This window comes from Geodermatophilus sp. DSM 45219 (genome assembly GCF_900104025.1).
In the GTDB taxonomy this organism is placed as follows: domain Bacteria; phylum Actinomycetota; class Actinomycetes; order Mycobacteriales; family Geodermatophilaceae; genus Geodermatophilus.
This window is the reverse complement of the sequence record NZ_FNIQ01000002.1, coordinates 156,483-174,018: the sequence shown is the minus strand read 5'-3', so window position 1 is coordinate 174,018 and position 17,536 is coordinate 156,483. Positions and strand designations below refer to the sequence as shown.

Sequence of the window (17,536 nt, the reverse complement as noted above, 5' to 3'; positions counted from 1 at the left end):
TGCGACCGCGGGTCAGGGCAGCGCGAGCTGCCCCGGGCCGGCGGGGTTGGGCCCGAGCTGGCCCTGCACGTGGTGGCGCCGGCAGAGCACCTGGTAGTGAACGTCGGCGTCCCGGTCGTCCGGGGCCGGCGTGGGTGCGGTGTCGGCGACCACGACGGTCTCGCCCTCGCGCACCATCTGCCCGTCGACCACCCGCGCGTTGAGCAGCCCCGGCAGGCCGCACCAGCACAGCACCTCGACCTGGATGCGCTGCACGTCGTCGGCGACCTCGAGCAGCCGCTGGGTGCCGGGGAACAGCCTCGCGCGGAAGTCGGTGGTCAGCCCGAAGGCGTAGACGTCGACGTGCGACTCGTCGACGAGCTCGGCGAGCTGGTCGACCTGCCCGGGGGCGAGGAACTGCGCCTCGTCGACGATCAGGTAGTCCACCCGGTGCCCGGCGGCCCAGTGGTCGCGCACCAGCAGCCGCAGGTCGGTGCCGGGCGCCACCTCGAGTGCCTCGCGGCACAGCCCGACCCGGGAGCTGATCTGCGGCTGGGCCGAGCGGTCGCCCTGGGTGAGCAGCAGGCCGCGCCGTCCCTGGCGGCTCTGGTTGTGGTCGACCTGCAGCGCCAGCGTGGACTTCCCGCAGTCCATCGGTCCGTGGAAGAACCGCAGGTGCGCCGGCGCGGGGTGCCGCCGGCGGTCACCGGAGGCCGGGACGGCGTCCAGCAGGGGGGCGGCGCCGGTCTCGGCGAGGGCGGTCACAGACGCTCCGGTGGGGTGTTGCCCGCCGCGACGACCGCACGGCGGATGGGCAGCGCGGCCAGCGCGACGAACCCGGCCACGAAGAAGACGACGAGGCTGACGATCGCCAGCCGGTAGGAGCCGGTCACCTGGTAGGTGAGCCCGAACGCCAGCGGGCCCAGCCAGCTGGTGCCGCGGTCGCTGATCTCGTAGAAGCCGTAGTACTCGGCCTCCTTGCCGGCCGGGATGAGCTGGCTGAACAGCGACCGGGACAGCGCCTGGGTGCCGCCCTGCACCAGCCCGATGACGGCGGCCAGCGCGTAGAACTGCGCCACCGCGCCCTCCTGGAGGGAGAAGGCGGCGAACAGGACGCCGATCCAGGCCACCAGCGCGCCGAGCACGACCCGCTTGGCGCCGTACCGGGCGGCCAGCCGGCCCAGCCCGAGCGCGCCGGCGATCGCGACGACCTGCACCATCAGGATGGCGCCGGTCAGCACCCCCTGGTCGAGACCGAGCTCCTCGGTGGCGTAGACCGCCGACAGCGAGATCACCGTCTGCACGCCGTCGTTGAACAGCAGGTACGCGCCGAGGAACCACAGCGTCAGCGGGAAGGCCCGCATCTCGCGCAGCGTCGTCGCCAGCTGGCGGAAGCCGCTGCTCGGCCGGCCGACCGCCTCCCGCACCGGCCGGTTGCGCAGCCGGGAGACGGTGAAGACGGTGAACCCGCCCCACCACAGCCCCGTCGTGGCCAGGCAGATCCGCACCGCCTCGCCCTCGGTCAGGCCCAGCGCGCCGGCGTTGAGGAACAGGCCCAGGTGGACGGCGAGCAGCAGCGCGCCGCCGACGTAGCCGAACGCCCAGCCGCGGCTGGAGACGGCGTCGCGCTCGTCGGGACCGGCGAGGTCGGGCAGCCAGGAGTAGTAGACGACGGTCGCCGCGCCGAAGCTGATGTTGGCCACGACGAACAGCGCGCCGCCGAGCAGGTAGCGGCCGTCGGCGACGAAGAACAGGCACGTGGTGGCCAGCGCGCCGAGCGCCGCGAACGCGGCGAGCATCTCCCGCTTGCGCCCGGTGCGGTCGGCCACGGCGCCGGTGAGCGGCAGCACCAGCACCTGGAGCAGCACCGAGGCCGACAGCACGTAGGAGAACCAGCTCCCCGGCGGGATGGACAGGCCGAGGAAGCCCAGCTCGCCGTCGGGCCCGGCCGCCGTCTCGGCCACGGTCGTCAGGTAGGGGCCGAGGAAGACCGTGGTGATGCTGGTGTTGAACACCGACATCGCCCAGTCGTAGGAGTACCAGCCGAAGCGCTCCCGGCGCAGCGCCCGGTCGACGGGGGGTCGGGGGTGACCGGTGGTGGCGGCGGTCGTCACGGCCGCAGGGTGTCAGCCGGGGTCGAGACCGTCCAGCACGCGCAGGTCACGCCGGGATGTCGCCGGGCACCGGACCGGTGGGGAGGGCCCCACCGGGGACGACGCCGCCGGGGAACGCCGCGGTCGCCGTCGTCGGCCGGGTGGGGTCGACGTGGGCCGGCCGGTCGGTGGGCTCGCCGGCGGTCAACGGCGGCGTGCGCGGCCGCCGGGTCCGGATCCGCCCGCCGATCCCGGTCACCGTGGTACCCACTGCCCGCGATGCTCCAGGACCTCCCGGAGCATCGCGGGCCGGTCGGTCATGACGCCGTCCACCCCGAGGTCGAGCATCGCCGTCACCTCGGCCTCGGTGTTGACCGTCCAGACGTGCACCTGCAGCCCGCGGGCGTGCGCCGCGGCGACGAACCGCTCGTCGACCAGCGCCCGGCCGCCCAGCTGCAGGGGTACCTGGGCGCAGCCGGCCGGGATGCGCACCAGGCCCGCGGCGCGGGGGGAGTAGGAGGACAGCCGCAGCGCCGCGACGCCCCGCGGGCCGAGCGAGGTGCACACCGCGGGCCCGAAGATGCGTCGCGCGGCGGCGACCCGCGCGTCGGAGAAGGAACCGAGGCAGATGCGGTCGGCGACCCCGAGGCGGTGGACGGTCCGCGCCAGGGGCGCCAGGACGCCGGCGGCTTTCACGTCGAGGTTGAACCGGACGTCGGGCCAGGCGCCGAGCAGCTCCTCCAGGCGCAGGATCGGCTCCCGGCCGCCGATGCGCGCGCCGGCCAGCTCCGACCACGGCAGCTGGTCGACCCGACCGGTGCGGTCGGTGACCCGGTCGAGGGTCGGGTCGTGGAAGACGACCGGCACGCCGTCGGCGGTCACCCGGACGTCGGTCTCCAGATACCGGTAGCCGAGCGCCACGCAGGCCTCGAAGGCCGGCATGGTGTTCTCCAGGTGCTCGATCGCCCCGCCCCGGTGGGCCATCGCGATGGGGGTGGGCCCCTCGAGGAAGGCGTACCGGACGGGGACCACGGCGGACACGCTAACGCCGCTGGTCCACGCCCTGCCCGGGACCCGGTGCCACCCGTCGCGCAGGACCCCTCCGTCACACCCGGGAGGCCCCGCACACGCCGTGGGTCGGGCGTGTCCCACGGTCCTGTCGGTGCCGACGTCTACCGTGCGCAGCGTGGGAGAGCGAGAGGGGATCCGGGCGATCCGCGAGGAGGCACCGACCGACACCGGGCTGCCCAACCCCCGGCGGGGGAGTGACGCGGAGCGCCGTTGTGGCTGGTGCCGGCGGGTGCTGCCCCAGCAGGGCTCGGTCGGGCGGCCGCGTCAGTACTGCGGCCAGGCCTGCCGGCAGCGCGCCTACGAGCAGCGCTCCGCGACGGCGAAGGCCGGGTTGTCCGGTGACGTCGTGCTGGTCACCCGGGCCGAGCTCGACGGCCTGCAGGACCGGCTGTACCAACTGCGCTGCGCGATCGAGGACGTCGAGACGCTGCTCGCCGAGCGGCACACCAAGGCCGAGCTGGAGCGCTCGCTGCACGAGTTGGTGCGGTCCACCGGTCGGCTCGACAAGCTCTGGGTCTCCGAGCGCGCCGCCGGCTGACCGCACCGTCCGCGCCGTCAGCCGTCCTCGACGTCCTCGCTGCCGGTGCCCGCGTCCTGCTCGGGGTCGGACAGGTCCGGCACGTTGTCCTGCGACGGGTCGGACTCCTGGTCGCTCTCGGTGTCGTCCTCGGTGCTCGGGGCGTCCCCGTCGGTGGTCCCGTCGCCCTGCTCACCACTTCCGGCGGCCGAGCACGCGGTGATCGTCGCGCCACCTCCGAACAGCGCCAGGGCGGTCATCAAGGTGGCGATGGGGCGTCGGAGTTGCATGCTCCCGACCCTAGGCAGCCGTCGTGCCGAGCGCCCGTCGAAGGCGACGACCTGTGCGCAGAAACGTCACTGTGACGGAATTGTGGGTGGGTGAGCGGACCGGGGAAGTGGTGGCCGGTCGCGCCCGGTCGGGTGGGTCGGCAGGCTCCGACAGCGGTCGGCGACCCGGTGACGACGGGACGGCGCTGGACGAGCGGTGGACCGTGCCGGTGGTGAGCCGGTCACCAGGTGGCGCCGGCGGACGTCGCCCCAGCCGGAGCGTCATCGGCGTCGGAGACGTTCCCGCGGAGACGTTCCCGCGGAGACGTCGTGCGGCGAGCGACGGGACACGCGACACCCACCCGATGGCACCGACGGAGGCCGTCAGTGCCGCTGAGGATCGACGACCCACCGAGCCACTCCCGAGGCGCTCGGTTCCTCACGCCGATAATGCACATTATGTCAGGTTATCGGGCGACGAGGCCCTCCCCGACCTAGGACAGGGTCAGGACGTCGTAGTCCGCGAAGCGCCGGTCGGCCGTGACGACGGTCAGCCTGCGGCGTGCGGCCTGGGCGATCAGCACGCGGTCGAACGGGTCGCCGTGGTGACGCGGCAGCGCGCCGGCGGTCAAGCCATCCTCGACGGTGATCGGCAGTTCGTCGAACCCGTGCTGTTCCAACTCCTGCCGGAGCCCGTCAGGCATCGTGAGCTTGCCGACCGCAGCCTTGATCGCCACCTCCCACGCCGACGCCGCGGACACCATGACCGCCGTCGACGGGTCCGCGATCGCCGTTCGCATGGCCGGGGTCAGGCGCGGGTCGTCCGCCAGCCACCACAGCAGGACGTGCGTATCCAGCAGCAGGGTCACTCGTCTGCGTCACCGTGGAAGGCGGCGATCAGGTCTTCGGGTGTCTCATCGAAGTCGTCGGCGATGACCATCCGACCGCGCCACGACCCCGGCACTCGGGGCTCGGTCCGGGCGACGACCGCGACGAGCCGGGCAATCGGCTTGCCCGCTCGGGCGATGACGACGTCCTCCCCTGCTTCCACTGCTTCCAGTAGCCGTGACAGGTGGGTCTTCGCCTCGTGGACGTTCACGGTCCTCGACATGTACCCAGCCTGTTAGTCAAGGCGGACTAAGTCAAGCAGGAGCGGTTGAACGCCCTACCCGGACCGCCCCTCGCTTTCGTCACGTGACGTCGCTTCGCTCGATCCGCGCCCAGTCGAGCGCCACCGGCACCAGTCCTCACGACGCGACCGATGTGCCCGCCTCCAGCGACCCCGCCGGCGATCGGCGTCGCGAGCGTCGCGGCGACCAGCGCGGCGGGGACGCCCAGCAGGGCCGGCACGGCTGGCGGCGAGCACCGTCGCCAGCAGCACGACGCCGGCCCGCCGTGAGCGGCGACCGATGAGTCCGGCGTCTGGGCCGGGTCTGCTCCTCGACGTCCCCACCGGAAGGAGAGCCGTGCCCAGCAGCGTCATCCCGATGATCGTCACGCACGACCTGGAGCGCCTGGCGCGCTTCTACACCGGCGTCGCCGGCGCCACCGAGGACACCCGGACCCCCGAGGACGGCCCGACCTTCTACCTGGGCCTGCGGATCGGCGATTCCGAGCTCGGCGTCGTCGCCGACGGGTCGGTCGAGGGCTCCCCCGCCGGGCGGATCCTGCTGAGCCTGGAGGTGCCCGACGTGGACGCCGCCCTCGCGCGGGTCGAGTCGCTGGGCGGTGAGGCCCCGGCTCCGGCCAACGACATGCCCTGGGGCCAGCGGGTCGCGCACGTGAAGGACCCCGACGGCAACCCGCTCAACCTGACGACGACGTCGGGCTAGTGCGGCGTCTTTGATGTGGTTCTTTTTCCTCAAACATCTGTTTGTTGTATGTTGGGGATAACGGATCATTGGCCGCTGTGACGTCGGAGTCGGCACCCTGGACATCGGCGCGGTCCGCCGTCCCCGTGACCGGCCGCGTCACGCGGCCCGCTCACAGCTGCGTGCGGTTGACTCCCCGTCGTGGACGTCGTCGAGGGCTTCTGGGGCCGCGTGAGCACTCCCCTCCCCCAGCTGCCCACGGCGGTCCTGCTGAGCGCGCTGGTCGTGGCGGCCGCCGTCGTCCTGTCCCCCGCGCTCTGGGGGCCGGCCCGCACGGTGGTGACCATCGCCCACGAGGGCGCGCACGGGCTGGTGGCCCTGGCCGCGGGGCGGCGGCTGGCGGGCATCCGGCTGCACTCGGACACTTCGGGGCTCACCGTGTCCGCGGGGCGACCGACGGGCCCGGGCATGGTGCTCACCTGCGCCGCGGGCTACACCGGCCCGGCGCTGTTCGGGCTGGGTGCCGCGGCGCTGCTGGCCGCCGGGCACGCCGTCGGGCTGCTGTGGGCCCTGCTGGGCCTGCTGGCGCTGCTGCTCGTGCAGATCCGCAACTGGTACGGGCTGTGGGCGGTGCTGGCCACCGGCGCCGTCGTCCTGGCCGTCACCGGCTGGCTGCCCCCGGCCGGGCAGGCGGCCTTCGCCGCCGCCGGGACGTGGTTCCTGCTGCTGGCCGCGCCCAGGACCGTGCTCGAGCTGCAGCGGGCCCGCCGCCGCCGGGCCGCGCCGGACTCCGACGCCGACCAGCTGGCCCGGCTGACCGGGCTGCCCGCAGTGCTGTGGGTCGGGGTCTTCCTGCTGGTCGACGTCGGCGCGCTGCTGCTCGGCGGCTGGTGGCTGCTCTGGTGACGTGCTGGAACGGCCCCCTCGCAGGGTCCCGCCGCGAGCTCGCGAGCGGTGGGGGGCGAGGGGGTCCTCTTCTCAGCCGCGGCCGCGACGCCGCGGGGCCGCTCCGTGCGGCTGGCGCACCGGCTCGACGTGCGGCGCCGGCGGGATGTCGGCGCAGACCTCCTCCTCGGTCACGGTGAGCCGCCGGCCGTGGTGGTGGACGTCGAGCGGGTCGCCCTCGGTCAGCCGGTAGGTCGCCCGGTCCGGCTCCACGGTGACCACCAGCAGCCGGCCCTGGTAGTTGAGCCGGAAGCGCAGCCGGGTGATCCGCTCGGGCAGCCGCGGCGCGAACGCCAGCCGCCCGTCGTGGTCGCGCATCCCGCCGAACCCGGCCACCGCGACCGTCCAGCCGCCGGCCAGCGAGGCGATGTGCAGCCCGTGCCCGGAGTTGCCGTGCAGGTTCTGCAGGTCGGTCAGGGTGGCCTCGCCCCAGTAGTCGTACGCCAGCGCCAGGTGGCCGGTCTCGGCGGCCACCACCGCCTGCTGGGTGGCCGACAGGGAGGAGTCCCGCACCGTCCGCGCCTCGTAGTACGCGAAGTCGGCGACCTTCTCCTCGTGGGTGAAGGCGTCCCCGCGCAGGTGCAGCGCCATCACCAGGTCGGCCTGCTTGACCACCTGCTTGCGGTAGATCTCGAAGTACGGGTAGTGCATCAGCAGCGGGTAGCAGTCCGGCGGGGTGGCCTCGAAGTCCCACTCCTCGTGGTGGGTGAAGGCGTCGGACTGCATGTGCACGCCGTGCCGGGTGTCGTAGGGCACCGCCATGAGCGCCGCCGCCCGCTCCCAGAGCGCGGTCTCCTCCCCGGTCACGTCGAGCCGGCCGGCCACCTCCGGCTGGCGCTCCGCCGCCGCGACCGCCTCGCGCAGGTTCCGCTGCGCCATGAGGTTCGTGTAGACGTTGTTGTCCACGACGGCGGTGTACTCGTCGGGCCCGGTGACGCCGTCGATGCGGAACCCGTGCTCGTCGTCGAAGTGGCCGAGCGAGGCCCACAGCCGGGCGGTCTCGATGAGCAGCTCGGCGCCGTGGTCGCGGTCGAACTCCTCGTCCCCGGTGGCGTTGTAGTAGCGGACGACGGCGTCGGCGATGTCGGCGTTGATGTGGAAGGCGGCCGTGCCCGCGGGCCAGTAGCCCGACGTCTCCTCACCCCGGATGGTGCGCCAGGGGAAGGCCGCACCCCTGCGGCCCAGCTCCCGGGCCCGGTCGCGGGCGAGGTCGAGGGTCGAGTGCCGCCAGCGCAGCGCGTCACGGGCAGCCGCCGGGGCGATGTAGGTCAGCACCGGGAGCACGTAGGTCTCGGTGTCCCAGAAGGTGTGCCCGTCGTAGCCCGGGCCGGTCAGCCCCTTGGCGGGGATCGGCTGGCGCTCGGCGCGCAGGCCGGCCTGCAGCAGGTGGAAGACGCCGACCCGCACCGCCTGCTGCAGCTCGTCGTCCCCCTCGATCTCCACGTCGGCGTGCTGCCAGTGTTCGTCGAGCACCTCCCGCTGCTCGCGCAGCAGCCGCTCGAACCCGGCCAGCTTGGCGGTGGCCAGCGCACCTTCCACCTGGTCGCGCAGGGCCGCCGCCGACCTGCGGGAGGACCAGCCGTAGGACAGGTACTTGACCAGCCGCACCGAGCGGCCCTGCGGCAGCCGGGCGGCCAGGGTGAACCGGGCGAGGTCGTCGGTGGCCTCGATGTCGGTGGTGGAGCTGTCGGGCACCTCGACGACGTGGTCCATCCCGGCGGCCATCCGCAGCCGGGAGCGCTTGGTGCGGTGCACCAGCACCGCCCGCTGGCCGCGCGCGACGGCCATCTCGTTGGCCAGCGGCCGGGCCAGCGCTGCGGCCGCGCGCGGGTCGTCGCTCTCCGAGCCGCTGTCGCTGGGCTCGTTGGCCAGCAGGTCCGACTGCAGCGCGATGTAGAGGTCGCCCTGCCCGTCGTTGCACTCGACGGTGTACTCGATGGCGGCGATCGACCGGCGGCGCAGCGAGACCAGCCGCGTGCTCGTCACCGTCACCTCGCGCCCGTTCGGCGAGCGCCACTCGGTGGTCCGCCGCAGCAGCCCGCGGCGCAGGTCCAGCGTGCGCCGGTGCTCGATGATCTCGCCGTAGTCGAGGTCCAGCGGGGTGTCGCCGACCAGCAGCCGCACCAGCTTGCCGTCGGTCACGTTGACCACGGTCTGCCCCTGCTCGGGGAAGCCGTAGCCGACCTCGGCGTAGGGCAGCGGCCGCTCCTCGAAGAAGCCGTTGAGGTACGTGCCCGGGACGACGACCGGCTCGCCCTCCTCGAACGACCCGCGCATGCCGATGTGTCCGTTGGACAGCGCGAACACCGACTCGTGGACGGCGAGGGAGGCGTGGTCCAGGCCGGTCTCGGTGAGCGACCACGGCTCGATCGGGAAGTGCGGCCGCCCCTCCGTCACGACGCCTCCCCGTCGAGCAGTTCGGCCAGGTCCTGCACGACGACGTCCGCCCCCGAGGCCGCCAGCGCGTCGGCCTGCCCGACCCGGTCGACGCCGACGACGTAGCCGAAGTCGCCGGCCCGGCCCGCGGCCACCCCGGCCAGCGCGTCCTCGAACACCACCGCCGCCGCCGGCGGCACCCCGAGCGCCCGGGCACCGGCGAGGAAGGTGTCGGGGGCGGGCTTGCCGCGCAGTCCCTGCGCCGCGGCGACCTCCCCGTCCACGCGGGTGTCGATCAGGTCGGCGAAGCCGCCGGCCTCGATGACCTGGGCGCCGTTGCGCGACGCGGTGACCACCGCCGTCGCGAGGCCCGCCTCCTTGGCCGCCCGCAGGTAGCGGACCGAGCCGGGGTACACCTCGACGCCGTGCTCGGCGAGCTCGGCGTGCACCAGCTGGTTCTTGCGCAGCCCGAGCCCGTGCACGGTGGCGGCCTCGGGCGGGTCGTCCGGCGTCCCCTCGGGCAGGGTGATCCCGCGGCTGGCGAGGAAGTCGCGCACCCCGTCGAGCCGCGGCTTGCCGTCGACGAACCGGTTGTAGTCCGCCTGCGTGAACTCGCCGGCCCCGGGGTCGGTGCGGCGCAGGAACTCGTCGAAGGTGCGCTTCCACGCCGCCATGTGGACCGTCGCGGTCCGGGTGAGGACGCCGTCGAGGTCGAACAGGCAGGCCCGGATCGAGCCGGGGAGACCGAGCACGGCTGCGACGGTACCGGCGTCCGCCGGTGCCCGCGTCGTCGGAAACCCGCTGCTCACCGTGGCGCGGCCCCGCCCCGGGCCCACGGAGGGCGGGGAGGACGGGGTCCTCCTAGGGTCAGCCCGGGGGCAGCCCGCCCCGCTCCGCCCGCGATCCCGAGGAGACCACGTCCATGGCCGACCGCCCGACGCCGCCCAGCCCCTACGACTTCCTGCCGCAGGTGCCGGGCTTCGAGCTGACCAGCACCGACGTCACCGACGGTGCGCCGCTGCCCGCCCCGCAGGTGAGCGGTGTCATGGGCGCCGGCGGTGAGGACCGTTCGCCCCAGCTGTCCTGGTCGGGTTTCCCGGAGGGCACGCGGAGCTTCGCGGTCACCGTCTACGACCCCGACGCCCCCACCCACAGCGGCTTCTGGCACTGGGCGGTGGCCAACATCCCGGTGTCGGTCACCGAGTTGCCCAGCGGCGCCTCCGACGGCGGCCTCCCCGAGGGCGCGGTGCAGCTGCGCAACGACGCCGGCATCGCCGGCTACGTCGGGGCCGCTCCCCCGGCCGGTCACGGTCCGCACCGCTACTTCGTCGCGGTGCACGCCGTCGACGTCGAGCGGCTCGACGTCACCGCCGACGCCACCCCCGCCTTCCTCGGCTTCAACCTGTTCAGCCACACCCTCGCCCGGGCCGTGCTGGTCGGCACCTACGAGCAGGCCTGACCCGAACGGGGGAACGGCCCCGGGCCGTTTCGCGACGGTCGGCCACCGCGCCGCTGCGCTTCGCGCACGACACCCAGCAGGTGCTTGAGCGTTTGCGCACCCGTCACCTGCCGGGCGGACGATGACCTCATGGCGACGTCGGGGGTGCACCGGGTCGGCCCGGCGCATCCCCGCAGGACTGGGTCCCCGGCCGCGCCGGTCGTCCTGCTGCTCGTGCTGCTGCTGGCCGGGGTCGTGGCACCCCGGCCGGCGGTCGCCGACGTGGACGTCGCCCCCGCCGAGATCGCCCCCGCCGAGATCGTCCCGGCGGTGACCGCCGCCTACGGCGACGCCGGCACGCTGGCGGTCGTGGTCGCCCACCAGGAGCAGCGCCTGACCGACGTGTCCATCCGCGCCGCGGAGGCCCGGAGCGCGCGGGTGCTGGGACACACCGCGGGCAACGAGCTCGCCGACCGCCCGTTCCCGACCGCCTCCATGGTCAAGCTCTTCCTCGCCGAGGACCTGCTGCACCGCGCCCGCACCGGCGCGATCACCCTCACCCCGGACGACCGGGCGCAGCTGGAGGTGATGATCCGCAGCTCCGACGACCCCGCCGCCTCGGACTTCTGGGTGCGCTTCGACGGCGCCCGGATGGTGCGCGACGTCGCCACCCGGTACGGCCTGTCCGCCACCTCACCGCCGGCGCGCTGGGGTCAGTGGGGCGAGACCATGACGACCGCCGCCGACCTGGCCTGGTTCCTGGTCCGGCTGCCGGTGGTGGCCCACCCGGAGGACGCCGCGCTCCTGCAGGACTGGATGCGGACCGCCACCCCGATCGCGGCCGACGGCTTCGACCAGCAGTTCGGCGCCTTCGGCACGTTGCCCGGCGCCGCGGTCAAGCAGGGCTGGATGTGCTGCCTCGGCGGGCAGCGGCACCTGCACTCGGTCGGTCTGGTCGGTGAGCGGGTGGTCGTGCTGCTCAGCGAGGTGCCGTCGTCGGTCGGCTGGGGCGGCGCGAGGACGGCGCTGGACGCGGCCGCCGCGGCCGTCCCGGCCTAACCGGCGTCCGGCACCACGCCACCGGGCAGGTCGGCCACGCCCACGGTGGCCAGCCACGCGAAACCGGTGCGCTCGTAGACCCGGGCCACGTCGTCGTCCCCGGCCACCAGGAACACCAGGTCGGCGGTCTCGCGGGCGTGCGCGGTGAGCGCCGAGGCGAGCCCCGCGCCCAGGCCGCGGCCGCGCAGCCGAGGCAGCGTCGCGACGCCGGCGATCTCGGTGATCTCCGCACCGTCGACGTCCACCGGGTGGTGGGTGCCGACCGCGACCGGCTCGCCGTCCTCGACGGCGACCATCATGACGGTGCGCCCGGTCGCGATCCGCTCGCGCAGCACCGCGGTGCGCGGGGAGCCCAGCGCCACGCCGACGCCGGCACCGCCGGCCTGCGAGCGCGGCCCGGGGTTGGCGAAGGCGATGGACACCAGCCGCTCGTAGCGGGGCAGCTCGGGGTCGTCGGCGCCGACGAGGTACAGCCGCACGCCGTGGGGCAGCAGCAGGTCGACCGGATCGGCGACGACCAGCAGCGGCGAGGAGTCGACGGTCAGGCCCACGGCCCGGGCGGCGGCCTCCACCGTGGGCGCGGTCTCGCAGATCCACTCCAGCGCCACGGGCAGGCCCGCGGCCTCCTGCAGCGCCACGGCAGCGCGGACGTCGTCGGCGGTCACCGGCGCCCCCGGGCGCGGCCGCGCCGGGTAGGGCCAGGCGGGGCTGCCGACCGGGACGTCGAGCCCGCCGGCGGTCTGCACGCGTGCATCCGGCAGCGGCGCCGCGGCGAAGTACTGCTCGATGCGCTCGAGCAGCCCGGAGGGCAGGGACACACCGGCACCCTAGACGGGCCGCGGGACGGCGTCCGCCCTCCCGGGCGTCCGGGCGCCGCCCACCCACCCGGGCGGGTGAGGCTCCGGGCCGTGACGGCACGATGGACACGTGACGCGAGCGGGATGGTCGGCGTGACGGCAGCGGCGCGGCCCCAGGTGTCGCCGTACGCGGTCTTCGACCGCGACTCGTGGCGGGCGCTCGCCGCGGGCAGCACGCTGCCCCTGGACGCCGCGCAGCTGGAGTCGCTGGCCAGCCTCGGCGACCGCATCGACCTGGACGAGGTCGCGACGGTCTACCTGCCGCTGGCCGGCCTCCTGCGGCTGCACGTCGAGGCCAGCCGGCGGCTGTGGGCGGCGCAGAGCGAGTTCCTGGGCGACTCCACGGCGAAGGTGCCCTACGTCATCGCGGTGGCCGGCAGCGTCGCTGTCGGCAAGAGCACCACCTCCCGGCTGCTGCAGACCCTGCTGACCGCCGGACCGGGCAGCCCGCGGGTCGACCTGGTGACCACCGACGGGTTCCTGTTGCCCAACGGCGAGCTGGAGGCCCGCGGGCTGCTCGGCCGCAAGGGCTTCCCGGAGAGCTACGACCGGCGGGCGCTGGTGCGCTTCCTGGCCGACGTGAAGTCCGGTCGCGGCCAGGTCAGCGCACCGCTCTACGACCACCAGGCCTACGACGTCGTGCCGGGTGCACGGCAGGTCGTCGACCGGCCCGACATCCTCGTGCTGGAGGGGCTCAACGTCCTGCAGGCCGGCCGGCGGGCCGACGGCAGCGGGCCCGAGGTGTTCCTCTCCGACTTCTTCGACTTCTCCGTCTACGTCGACGCCGCCGAGTCCGACCTGCAGCGCTGGTACGTCGAGCGCTTCCTCGCCCTGCGCCGGACGGCGTTCGCCGATACCAGCGCCTACTTCCACCGCTTCGCCGACCTGACCGACGAGCAGGCGCGGGAGACCGCTCTCGGCATCTGGGCGGCGGTCAACGGCCCCAACCTGCGCGACAACATCGCCCCGACCCGCTCCCGGGCGCGGCTGGTGCTGCAGAAGGCCGCCGACCACGAGGTCCGCCGGGTCCTGCTCCGGAAGATCTGAGGGCCCGCTCCCCGATCGATGGAGTTCTTCCCTTGCAGTGATCTGCCGGTTTGTTGGGCATAACGGTAGTATGTGCTGAGGCGTCCTCCGGGCGCCCGTCGGTGACCACTCCGCCGCCACCGCTGCGGCAGCACACCGTGCTCGCGCCCCCTCCCCGGCGATTCCGGCGAGGCCCTGTGGCGGAGAGGCCCTGTGGCGGAGAGGTCGTCGACCACGTGCACGAGTGCGCGCCGCACCGGCACGGATCCCGGCCGGCCCCCCGCAGGCGTCGGCGCGATGGGCCGCTCGCACGACTCCACCCGTTGACCGTCGTAGGCGGAGCGCGGACAGTTCACGGGACCGGACATCCTCGCCCGACGCGGCAGGGGCATCCCGTTCGGTCGCGCCGTGCGGGGCGCTGCCCGGTCATCTCCACTCCTCCCGACGAGCAGGAGGCGACCAGCGATGGCCAGCATCGAGACGAAGAGCATGGACCACCCGGACGAGTCGCGGACCCCGGACAAGACGGTCATGGGCGTCGTGCACCTGGGCGACGCCACCGTGGGTCGCTTCACCCTCCAGCCGGGTTGGCGGTGGTCGGACTGCATCAAGCCGGTGGCCGGGACGGACACCTGCCAGGCGGCGCACCTCGGGTACGTCGTCTCCGGCACGATCCACATCGCCGCGACCGACGGCGCGGAAGCCGACATCCGCGCCGGTGACGCCTACCGGCTGGAACCCGGCCACGACGCCTGGGTCGTGGGCGACGAACCGTTCGTGGCGCTGGAGTTCGAGAGCAAGACGGCGGAGACGTACGCCAAGGGCTGAACCGACCGGTCCGGTCCGACGCCGGTGGTCACCGCAGGGACGCCGGCCGGTCGGGGCGGAGTGCTCCTTCCCCGGACGACGGCCCGCCCGGGGATCGCCCATGGACCGTCAGTTGGGGATAACGGTCGAAGGGAGGGCGGCCGCGCGCGGCGGCGCCGGTCGGTGGACCGGCGCCGCAGCCCCTCGGGCTCGTCAGGCCCGGGCGCCCGCGGGGACGGCGTCGGCTGCCGTCCCGAGGTCGTCCGGCGCGCCCTCGGCGCGGTCCGGGACGTGCGCCGCCGGGCCGGGGGCAGGGTCCGGCTCGGCGAACGCCTCGAGCGGTGGGCAGGAGCAGACCAGGTTGCGGTCGCCGTAGGCCTGGTCGATCCGGCGCACCGGCGCCAGGTAGCCCCGCCCGCGCAGCGCGGGCACCGGGTACACGGCGACCTCGCGGGGGTACGGCCGGCCCCACTCCCCCGCCACCATGGCCAGGGTGTGCGGCGCGTTGCGCAGCGGGTTGTCGGTGCGGTCGTACTCGCCGGTGGCGACCTTCTCGATCTCCCCGCGGATGGCGACCATGGCGTCGACGAAGCGGTCGAGCTCGCCCTTGTCCTCGCTCTCGGTGGGCTCGACCATCAGCGTGCCGGCGACCGGGAAGCTCATCGTCGGGGCGTGGAAGCCGAAGTCGACCAGCCGCTTGGCGATGTCGTCGTTGGTGATCCCGGTGGCCTTGGTCAGCGGCCGGATGTCGAGGATGCACTCGTGGGCGACGAGCCCGTCCGCGCCGGTGTAGAGCACCGGGTAGTGCTCGCGCAGCCGGGCGGCGACGTAGTTGGCCGCCAGGATCGCCTGCTCGGTGGCCCGGGTCAGCCCGTCGGGGCCCATCAGCCGCACGTAGGCCCAGGAGATCGGCAGGATGCCGGCCGACCCCCACGGCGCGGCCGAGACCGCCGGGCCCTGCCCGCCGGTGTCGACCAGTGGGTGGCCGGGCAGGAACGGCACCAGGTGCTCGCGGACGCCGATCGGGCCGACGCCGGGGCCGCCGCCGCCGTGCGGGATGCAGAAGGTCTTGTGCAGGTTGAGGTGGCTGACGTCGGAGCCGAAGCGGCCGGGCCGGGCCAGGCCCACCATCGCGTTGAGGTTGGCACCGTCGACGTAGACCTGCCCACCGGCGTCGTGCACCGCCGCGCAGATCTCCTGCACCTCGGTCTCGAAGACCCCGTGCGTCGACGGGTAGGTGATCATGATCGCGGCCAGCCGGTCGGCGTGCTGGTCGACCTTGGCGTGCAGGTCGGTGACGTCGACGTTGCCCGCCTCGTCGCACGCCACGACGACGACCCGCATCCCGGCCATGACCGCGCTCGCGGCGTTGGTGCCGTGCGCCGAGGACGGGATGAGGCACACGTCGCGGTGTGCCTCCCCGCGGGAGCGGTGGTAGCCGCGGATCGCCAGCAACCCGGCGAACTCGCCCTGCGATCCGGCGTTGGGCTGGACGCTGACCGCGGCGTACCCGGTCACCTCGGCCAGCGCGGTGCACAGCTCGTCGATCAGCTGCCGATAGCCGCGGGCCTGCTCGGCCGGGGCGAAGGGGTGCAGGTCCGAGAACTCCGGCCAGGTGATGGCGGCCATCTCGACCGCGGAGTTCAGCTTCATCGTGCAGGAGCCGAGCGGGATCATCGTGCGGTCCAGCGCGAGGTCCTTGTCGGCCAGCGAGCGCAGGTAGCGCAGCAGCGCGGTCTCCGAGCGGTGCGCGGAGAACACCGGGTGGGTGAGGAACGGGGTGCGGCGGCGCAGTCCGGCCGGCAGCGCGTCAGCAGCGGCGTCGTCCAGGGTCGCGTCGTCCGCGGTCACCCCGAAGGCCCCGGCGACCAGGCGCAGGGTGTCGACCGTCGTCGTCTCGTCGCAGGCGACCGCGACGGTGTCGGCGTCCACCAGCCGCAGGTTGATCCGCCGGTCGGCCGCGGCGGCGACCACCCCGGCGGCGCGGCCGGGCACACGGGCCTGCACGGTGTCGAAGAACCGGTCGTGGACGACGTCCACTCCCCCGGCGCGCAACCAGCCGGCGAGGGTCTGCGCGCTGCGGTGCACCCGGGCGGCGATGGCGGTGAGCCCCTCCGCGCCGTGGTAGACGGCGTAGGCCCCGGCCATCACGGCGAGCAGCACCTGGGCGGTGCAGATGTTGCTGGTCGCCTTCTCGCGGCGGATGTGCTGCTCGCGGGTCTGCAGCGCCAGCCGGTAGGCGACGTCGCCGTCGGCGTCGACCGAGACACCGACCAGCCGGCCGGGCAGCTGCCGGGCCAGGCCCTCGCGCACCGACAGGTAACCGGCGTGCGGCCCGCCGTAGCCCATGGGGACGCCGAACCGCTGCGAGCTGCCGCAGGCGACGTCGGCGCCCCACTCCCCCGGCGCCTCGAGCAGGGTGAGGGCGAGCAGGTCGGCGGCGACGACGACCGCGGCGCCGGCCTCGTGCGCGGCGGCGGCCAGGGTGCGGTGGTCACGGACCACGCCGCTGGCCCCCGGGTAGGACAGCAGCACGCCGAACGCCCCGGCCTCGGGCAGGTCGGTGGGCCAGCCGGCGGAGAGGTCGGCGACGTGCAGGCCGATGCCGAGCGGCTCGGCGCGGGTGCGCAGGACGGCGAGGGTCTGCGGCAGCGTGTCCTCGTCGACGACGAACACCGCGTCCGACGTGCTGCGGCCGGCGCGGCGGACCAGGGTCATCGCCTCGGCGGCCGCGGTGGCCTCGTCGAGCATGGAGGCGCCGGCCACCGGCAGGCCGGTGAGGTCGGCGACCATCGTCTGGAAGTTGATCAGCGCCTCGAGGCGGCCCTGGCTGATCTCGGGCTGGTAGGGCGTGTAGGCGGTGTACCAGGCGGGGTTCTCCAGGATGGTGCGCTGGATGACCGCGGGGGTGACCGTGCCGGAGTAGCCCAGCCCGATCATCGAGGTGAAGACCTCGTTGGCCTCGGCGCGCTCGCGCAGCAGCCGCAGCACGGTCGACTCGTCGGCGGCCGGCGGCAGGTCCAGCGGCGCGCGCTCGCGGACACCCTCGGGCACGCACGCGTCGACCAGGGACTCCAGCGTCGGATGGCCGACGGCGGCCAGCATGGCCTCGGTCTCCTCGGGCCGCGGGCCGATGTGCCGGGCGACGAAGGACCCCGCGGGGTCCAGCGAGGCGAGTGAGGGCAGGGGCTCGGGGGCTCGGTCCGCCATTACGACGACGCTACCTCAACGTCGGCCTGCCGGCCGACACCGCGACCGGGTGCCGTTCCCGGCTACGGTGAGCCGCTG

18 protein-coding genes are annotated in these 17,536 nt (G+C 74.3%); 7 read left to right on the top strand and 11 right to left on the bottom strand.

The annotated features are described in order from the left end of the window. Positions 1 to 12: 12 nt before the first annotated feature. From BLR12_RS05815 to BLR12_RS05800, 4 genes are read right to left on the bottom strand one after another with little or no spacing between them, the layout of a single operon-like run. On the bottom strand, positions 13 to 744 hold the full coding sequence (locus tag BLR12_RS05815) for a thymidine kinase (protein WP_091374826.1): 732 nt from the start codon (positions 742 to 744) through the stop codon (positions 13 to 15). Further along, positions 741 to 2,093, bottom strand: a complete 1,353-nt coding sequence (locus tag BLR12_RS05810) for an MFS transporter (protein ID WP_091374823.1) — start codon at positions 2,091 to 2,093, stop codon at positions 741 to 743. Before BLR12_RS05810 ends, BLR12_RS05815 begins: the two co-directional genes overlap by 4 nt. 46 nt (positions 2,094 to 2,139) lie before the next feature. Continuing rightward, a complete protein-coding gene (locus BLR12_RS05805; RefSeq protein WP_143018714.1) occupies positions 2,140 to 2,343 on the bottom strand; it encodes a hypothetical protein in 204 nt (67 codons plus the stop codon). Further along, complete coding sequence (locus tag BLR12_RS05800; protein WP_176832372.1) at positions 2,328 to 3,104, bottom strand: glycerophosphodiester phosphodiesterase; 777 nt, start codon at positions 3,102 to 3,104, stop codon at positions 2,328 to 2,330. The genes BLR12_RS05805 and BLR12_RS05800 overlap by 16 nt, the downstream gene beginning before the upstream one ends. 154 nt (positions 3,105 to 3,258) lie before the next feature. Here BLR12_RS05800 and BLR12_RS05795 point away from each other — a divergent pair, with 154 nt between their 5' ends. Then, entirely contained in the window at positions 3,259 to 3,681 is a 423-nt protein-coding gene (locus BLR12_RS05795) for a hypothetical protein (protein ID WP_255363322.1), read from the top strand. A gap of 17 nt (positions 3,682 to 3,698) precedes the next feature. Here the strand turns inward: BLR12_RS05795 and BLR12_RS05790 are convergent, their stop codons facing one another. The 3 genes from BLR12_RS05790 to BLR12_RS05780 all read right to left on the bottom strand — a co-directional run bounded on the left by BLR12_RS05790 (position 3,699) and on the right by BLR12_RS05780 (position 5,040). Next, positions 3,699 to 3,950, bottom strand: coding sequence for a hypothetical protein (locus BLR12_RS05790; protein WP_143018713.1), 252 nt, complete (start codon positions 3,948 to 3,950; stop codon positions 3,699 to 3,701). 473 nt (positions 3,951 to 4,423) lie between these two features. Beyond that, the gene (locus tag BLR12_RS05785; RefSeq protein ID WP_091374814.1) at positions 4,424 to 4,798 is read right to left on the bottom strand and encodes a type II toxin-antitoxin system VapC family toxin; all 375 of its coding nucleotides are present in this window, start codon (positions 4,796 to 4,798) and stop codon (positions 4,424 to 4,426) included. After that, positions 4,795 to 5,040 (bottom strand): type II toxin-antitoxin system Phd/YefM family antitoxin, encoded by a 246-nt coding sequence (locus BLR12_RS05780; protein ID WP_091374811.1) that lies wholly within the window; start codon positions 5,038 to 5,040, stop codon positions 4,795 to 4,797. Before BLR12_RS05780 ends, BLR12_RS05785 begins: the two co-directional genes overlap by 4 nt. A gap of 355 nt (positions 5,041 to 5,395) precedes the next feature. Here BLR12_RS05780 and BLR12_RS05775 point away from each other — a divergent pair, with 355 nt between their 5' ends. Beyond that, a complete protein-coding gene (locus BLR12_RS05775) occupies positions 5,396 to 5,761 on the top strand; it encodes a VOC family protein (protein WP_255363321.1) in 366 nt (121 codons plus the stop codon). A 180-nt stretch (positions 5,762 to 5,941) separates the two neighbouring features. Continuing rightward, positions 5,942 to 6,646 carry a M50 family metallopeptidase gene (locus BLR12_RS05770; protein ID WP_091374808.1) on the top strand — a complete coding sequence of 235 codons (705 nt, stop codon included), beginning with the start codon at positions 5,942 to 5,944 and terminating at the stop codon, positions 6,644 to 6,646. A 72-nt stretch (positions 6,647 to 6,718) separates the two neighbouring features. Here the strand turns inward: BLR12_RS05770 and BLR12_RS05765 are convergent, their stop codons facing one another. Then, entirely contained in the window at positions 6,719 to 9,082 is a 2,364-nt protein-coding gene (locus tag BLR12_RS05765; protein WP_091374806.1) for a glycoside hydrolase family 65 protein, read from the bottom strand. Further along, positions 9,079 to 9,813: an HAD family hydrolase gene (locus BLR12_RS05760; protein ID WP_091374803.1), complete on the bottom strand. Its 735-nt coding sequence runs from the start codon at positions 9,811 to 9,813 to the stop codon at positions 9,079 to 9,081. The genes BLR12_RS05765 and BLR12_RS05760 overlap by 4 nt, the downstream gene beginning before the upstream one ends. Before the next feature lie 170 nt (positions 9,814 to 9,983). Here BLR12_RS05760 and BLR12_RS05755 point away from each other — a divergent pair, with 170 nt between their 5' ends. After that, entirely contained in the window at positions 9,984 to 10,520 is a 537-nt protein-coding gene (locus BLR12_RS05755) for a YbhB/YbcL family Raf kinase inhibitor-like protein (RefSeq protein ID WP_091374801.1), read from the top strand. A gap of 129 nt (positions 10,521 to 10,649) precedes the next feature. Continuing rightward, positions 10,650 to 11,558 (top strand): class A beta-lactamase-related serine hydrolase, encoded by a 909-nt coding sequence (locus tag BLR12_RS05750; RefSeq protein WP_255363320.1) that lies wholly within the window; start codon positions 10,650 to 10,652, stop codon positions 11,556 to 11,558. On the opposite strand, the gene BLR12_RS05745 is transcribed toward BLR12_RS05750, so the two are convergent. Beyond that, a complete protein-coding gene (locus BLR12_RS05745) occupies positions 11,555 to 12,376 on the bottom strand; it encodes a GNAT family N-acetyltransferase (protein WP_091374799.1) in 822 nt (273 codons plus the stop codon). The genes BLR12_RS05750 and BLR12_RS05745 overlap by 4 nt on opposite strands. Positions 12,377 to 12,499: 123 nt before the next feature. On the opposite strand from BLR12_RS05745, the gene coaA reads away from it, so the two are divergent. Next, positions 12,500 to 13,462, top strand: a complete 963-nt coding sequence (gene coaA, locus BLR12_RS05740; protein ID WP_091374797.1) for a type I pantothenate kinase — start codon at positions 12,500 to 12,502, stop codon at positions 13,460 to 13,462. Positions 13,463 to 13,906: 444 nt separating this feature from the next. Further along, the gene (locus BLR12_RS05735) at positions 13,907 to 14,269 is read left to right on the top strand and encodes a cupin domain-containing protein (protein ID WP_091374794.1); all 363 of its coding nucleotides are present in this window, start codon (positions 13,907 to 13,909) and stop codon (positions 14,267 to 14,269) included. Between the two features lie 192 nt (positions 14,270 to 14,461). Here the strand turns inward: BLR12_RS05735 and gcvP are convergent, their stop codons facing one another. Beyond that, positions 14,462 to 17,458 carry an aminomethyl-transferring glycine dehydrogenase gene (gene gcvP / locus BLR12_RS05730; protein ID WP_091374791.1) on the bottom strand — a complete coding sequence of 999 codons (2,997 nt, stop codon included), beginning with the start codon at positions 17,456 to 17,458 and terminating at the stop codon, positions 14,462 to 14,464. Between the last annotated feature and the right edge of the window lie 78 nt (positions 17,459 to 17,536).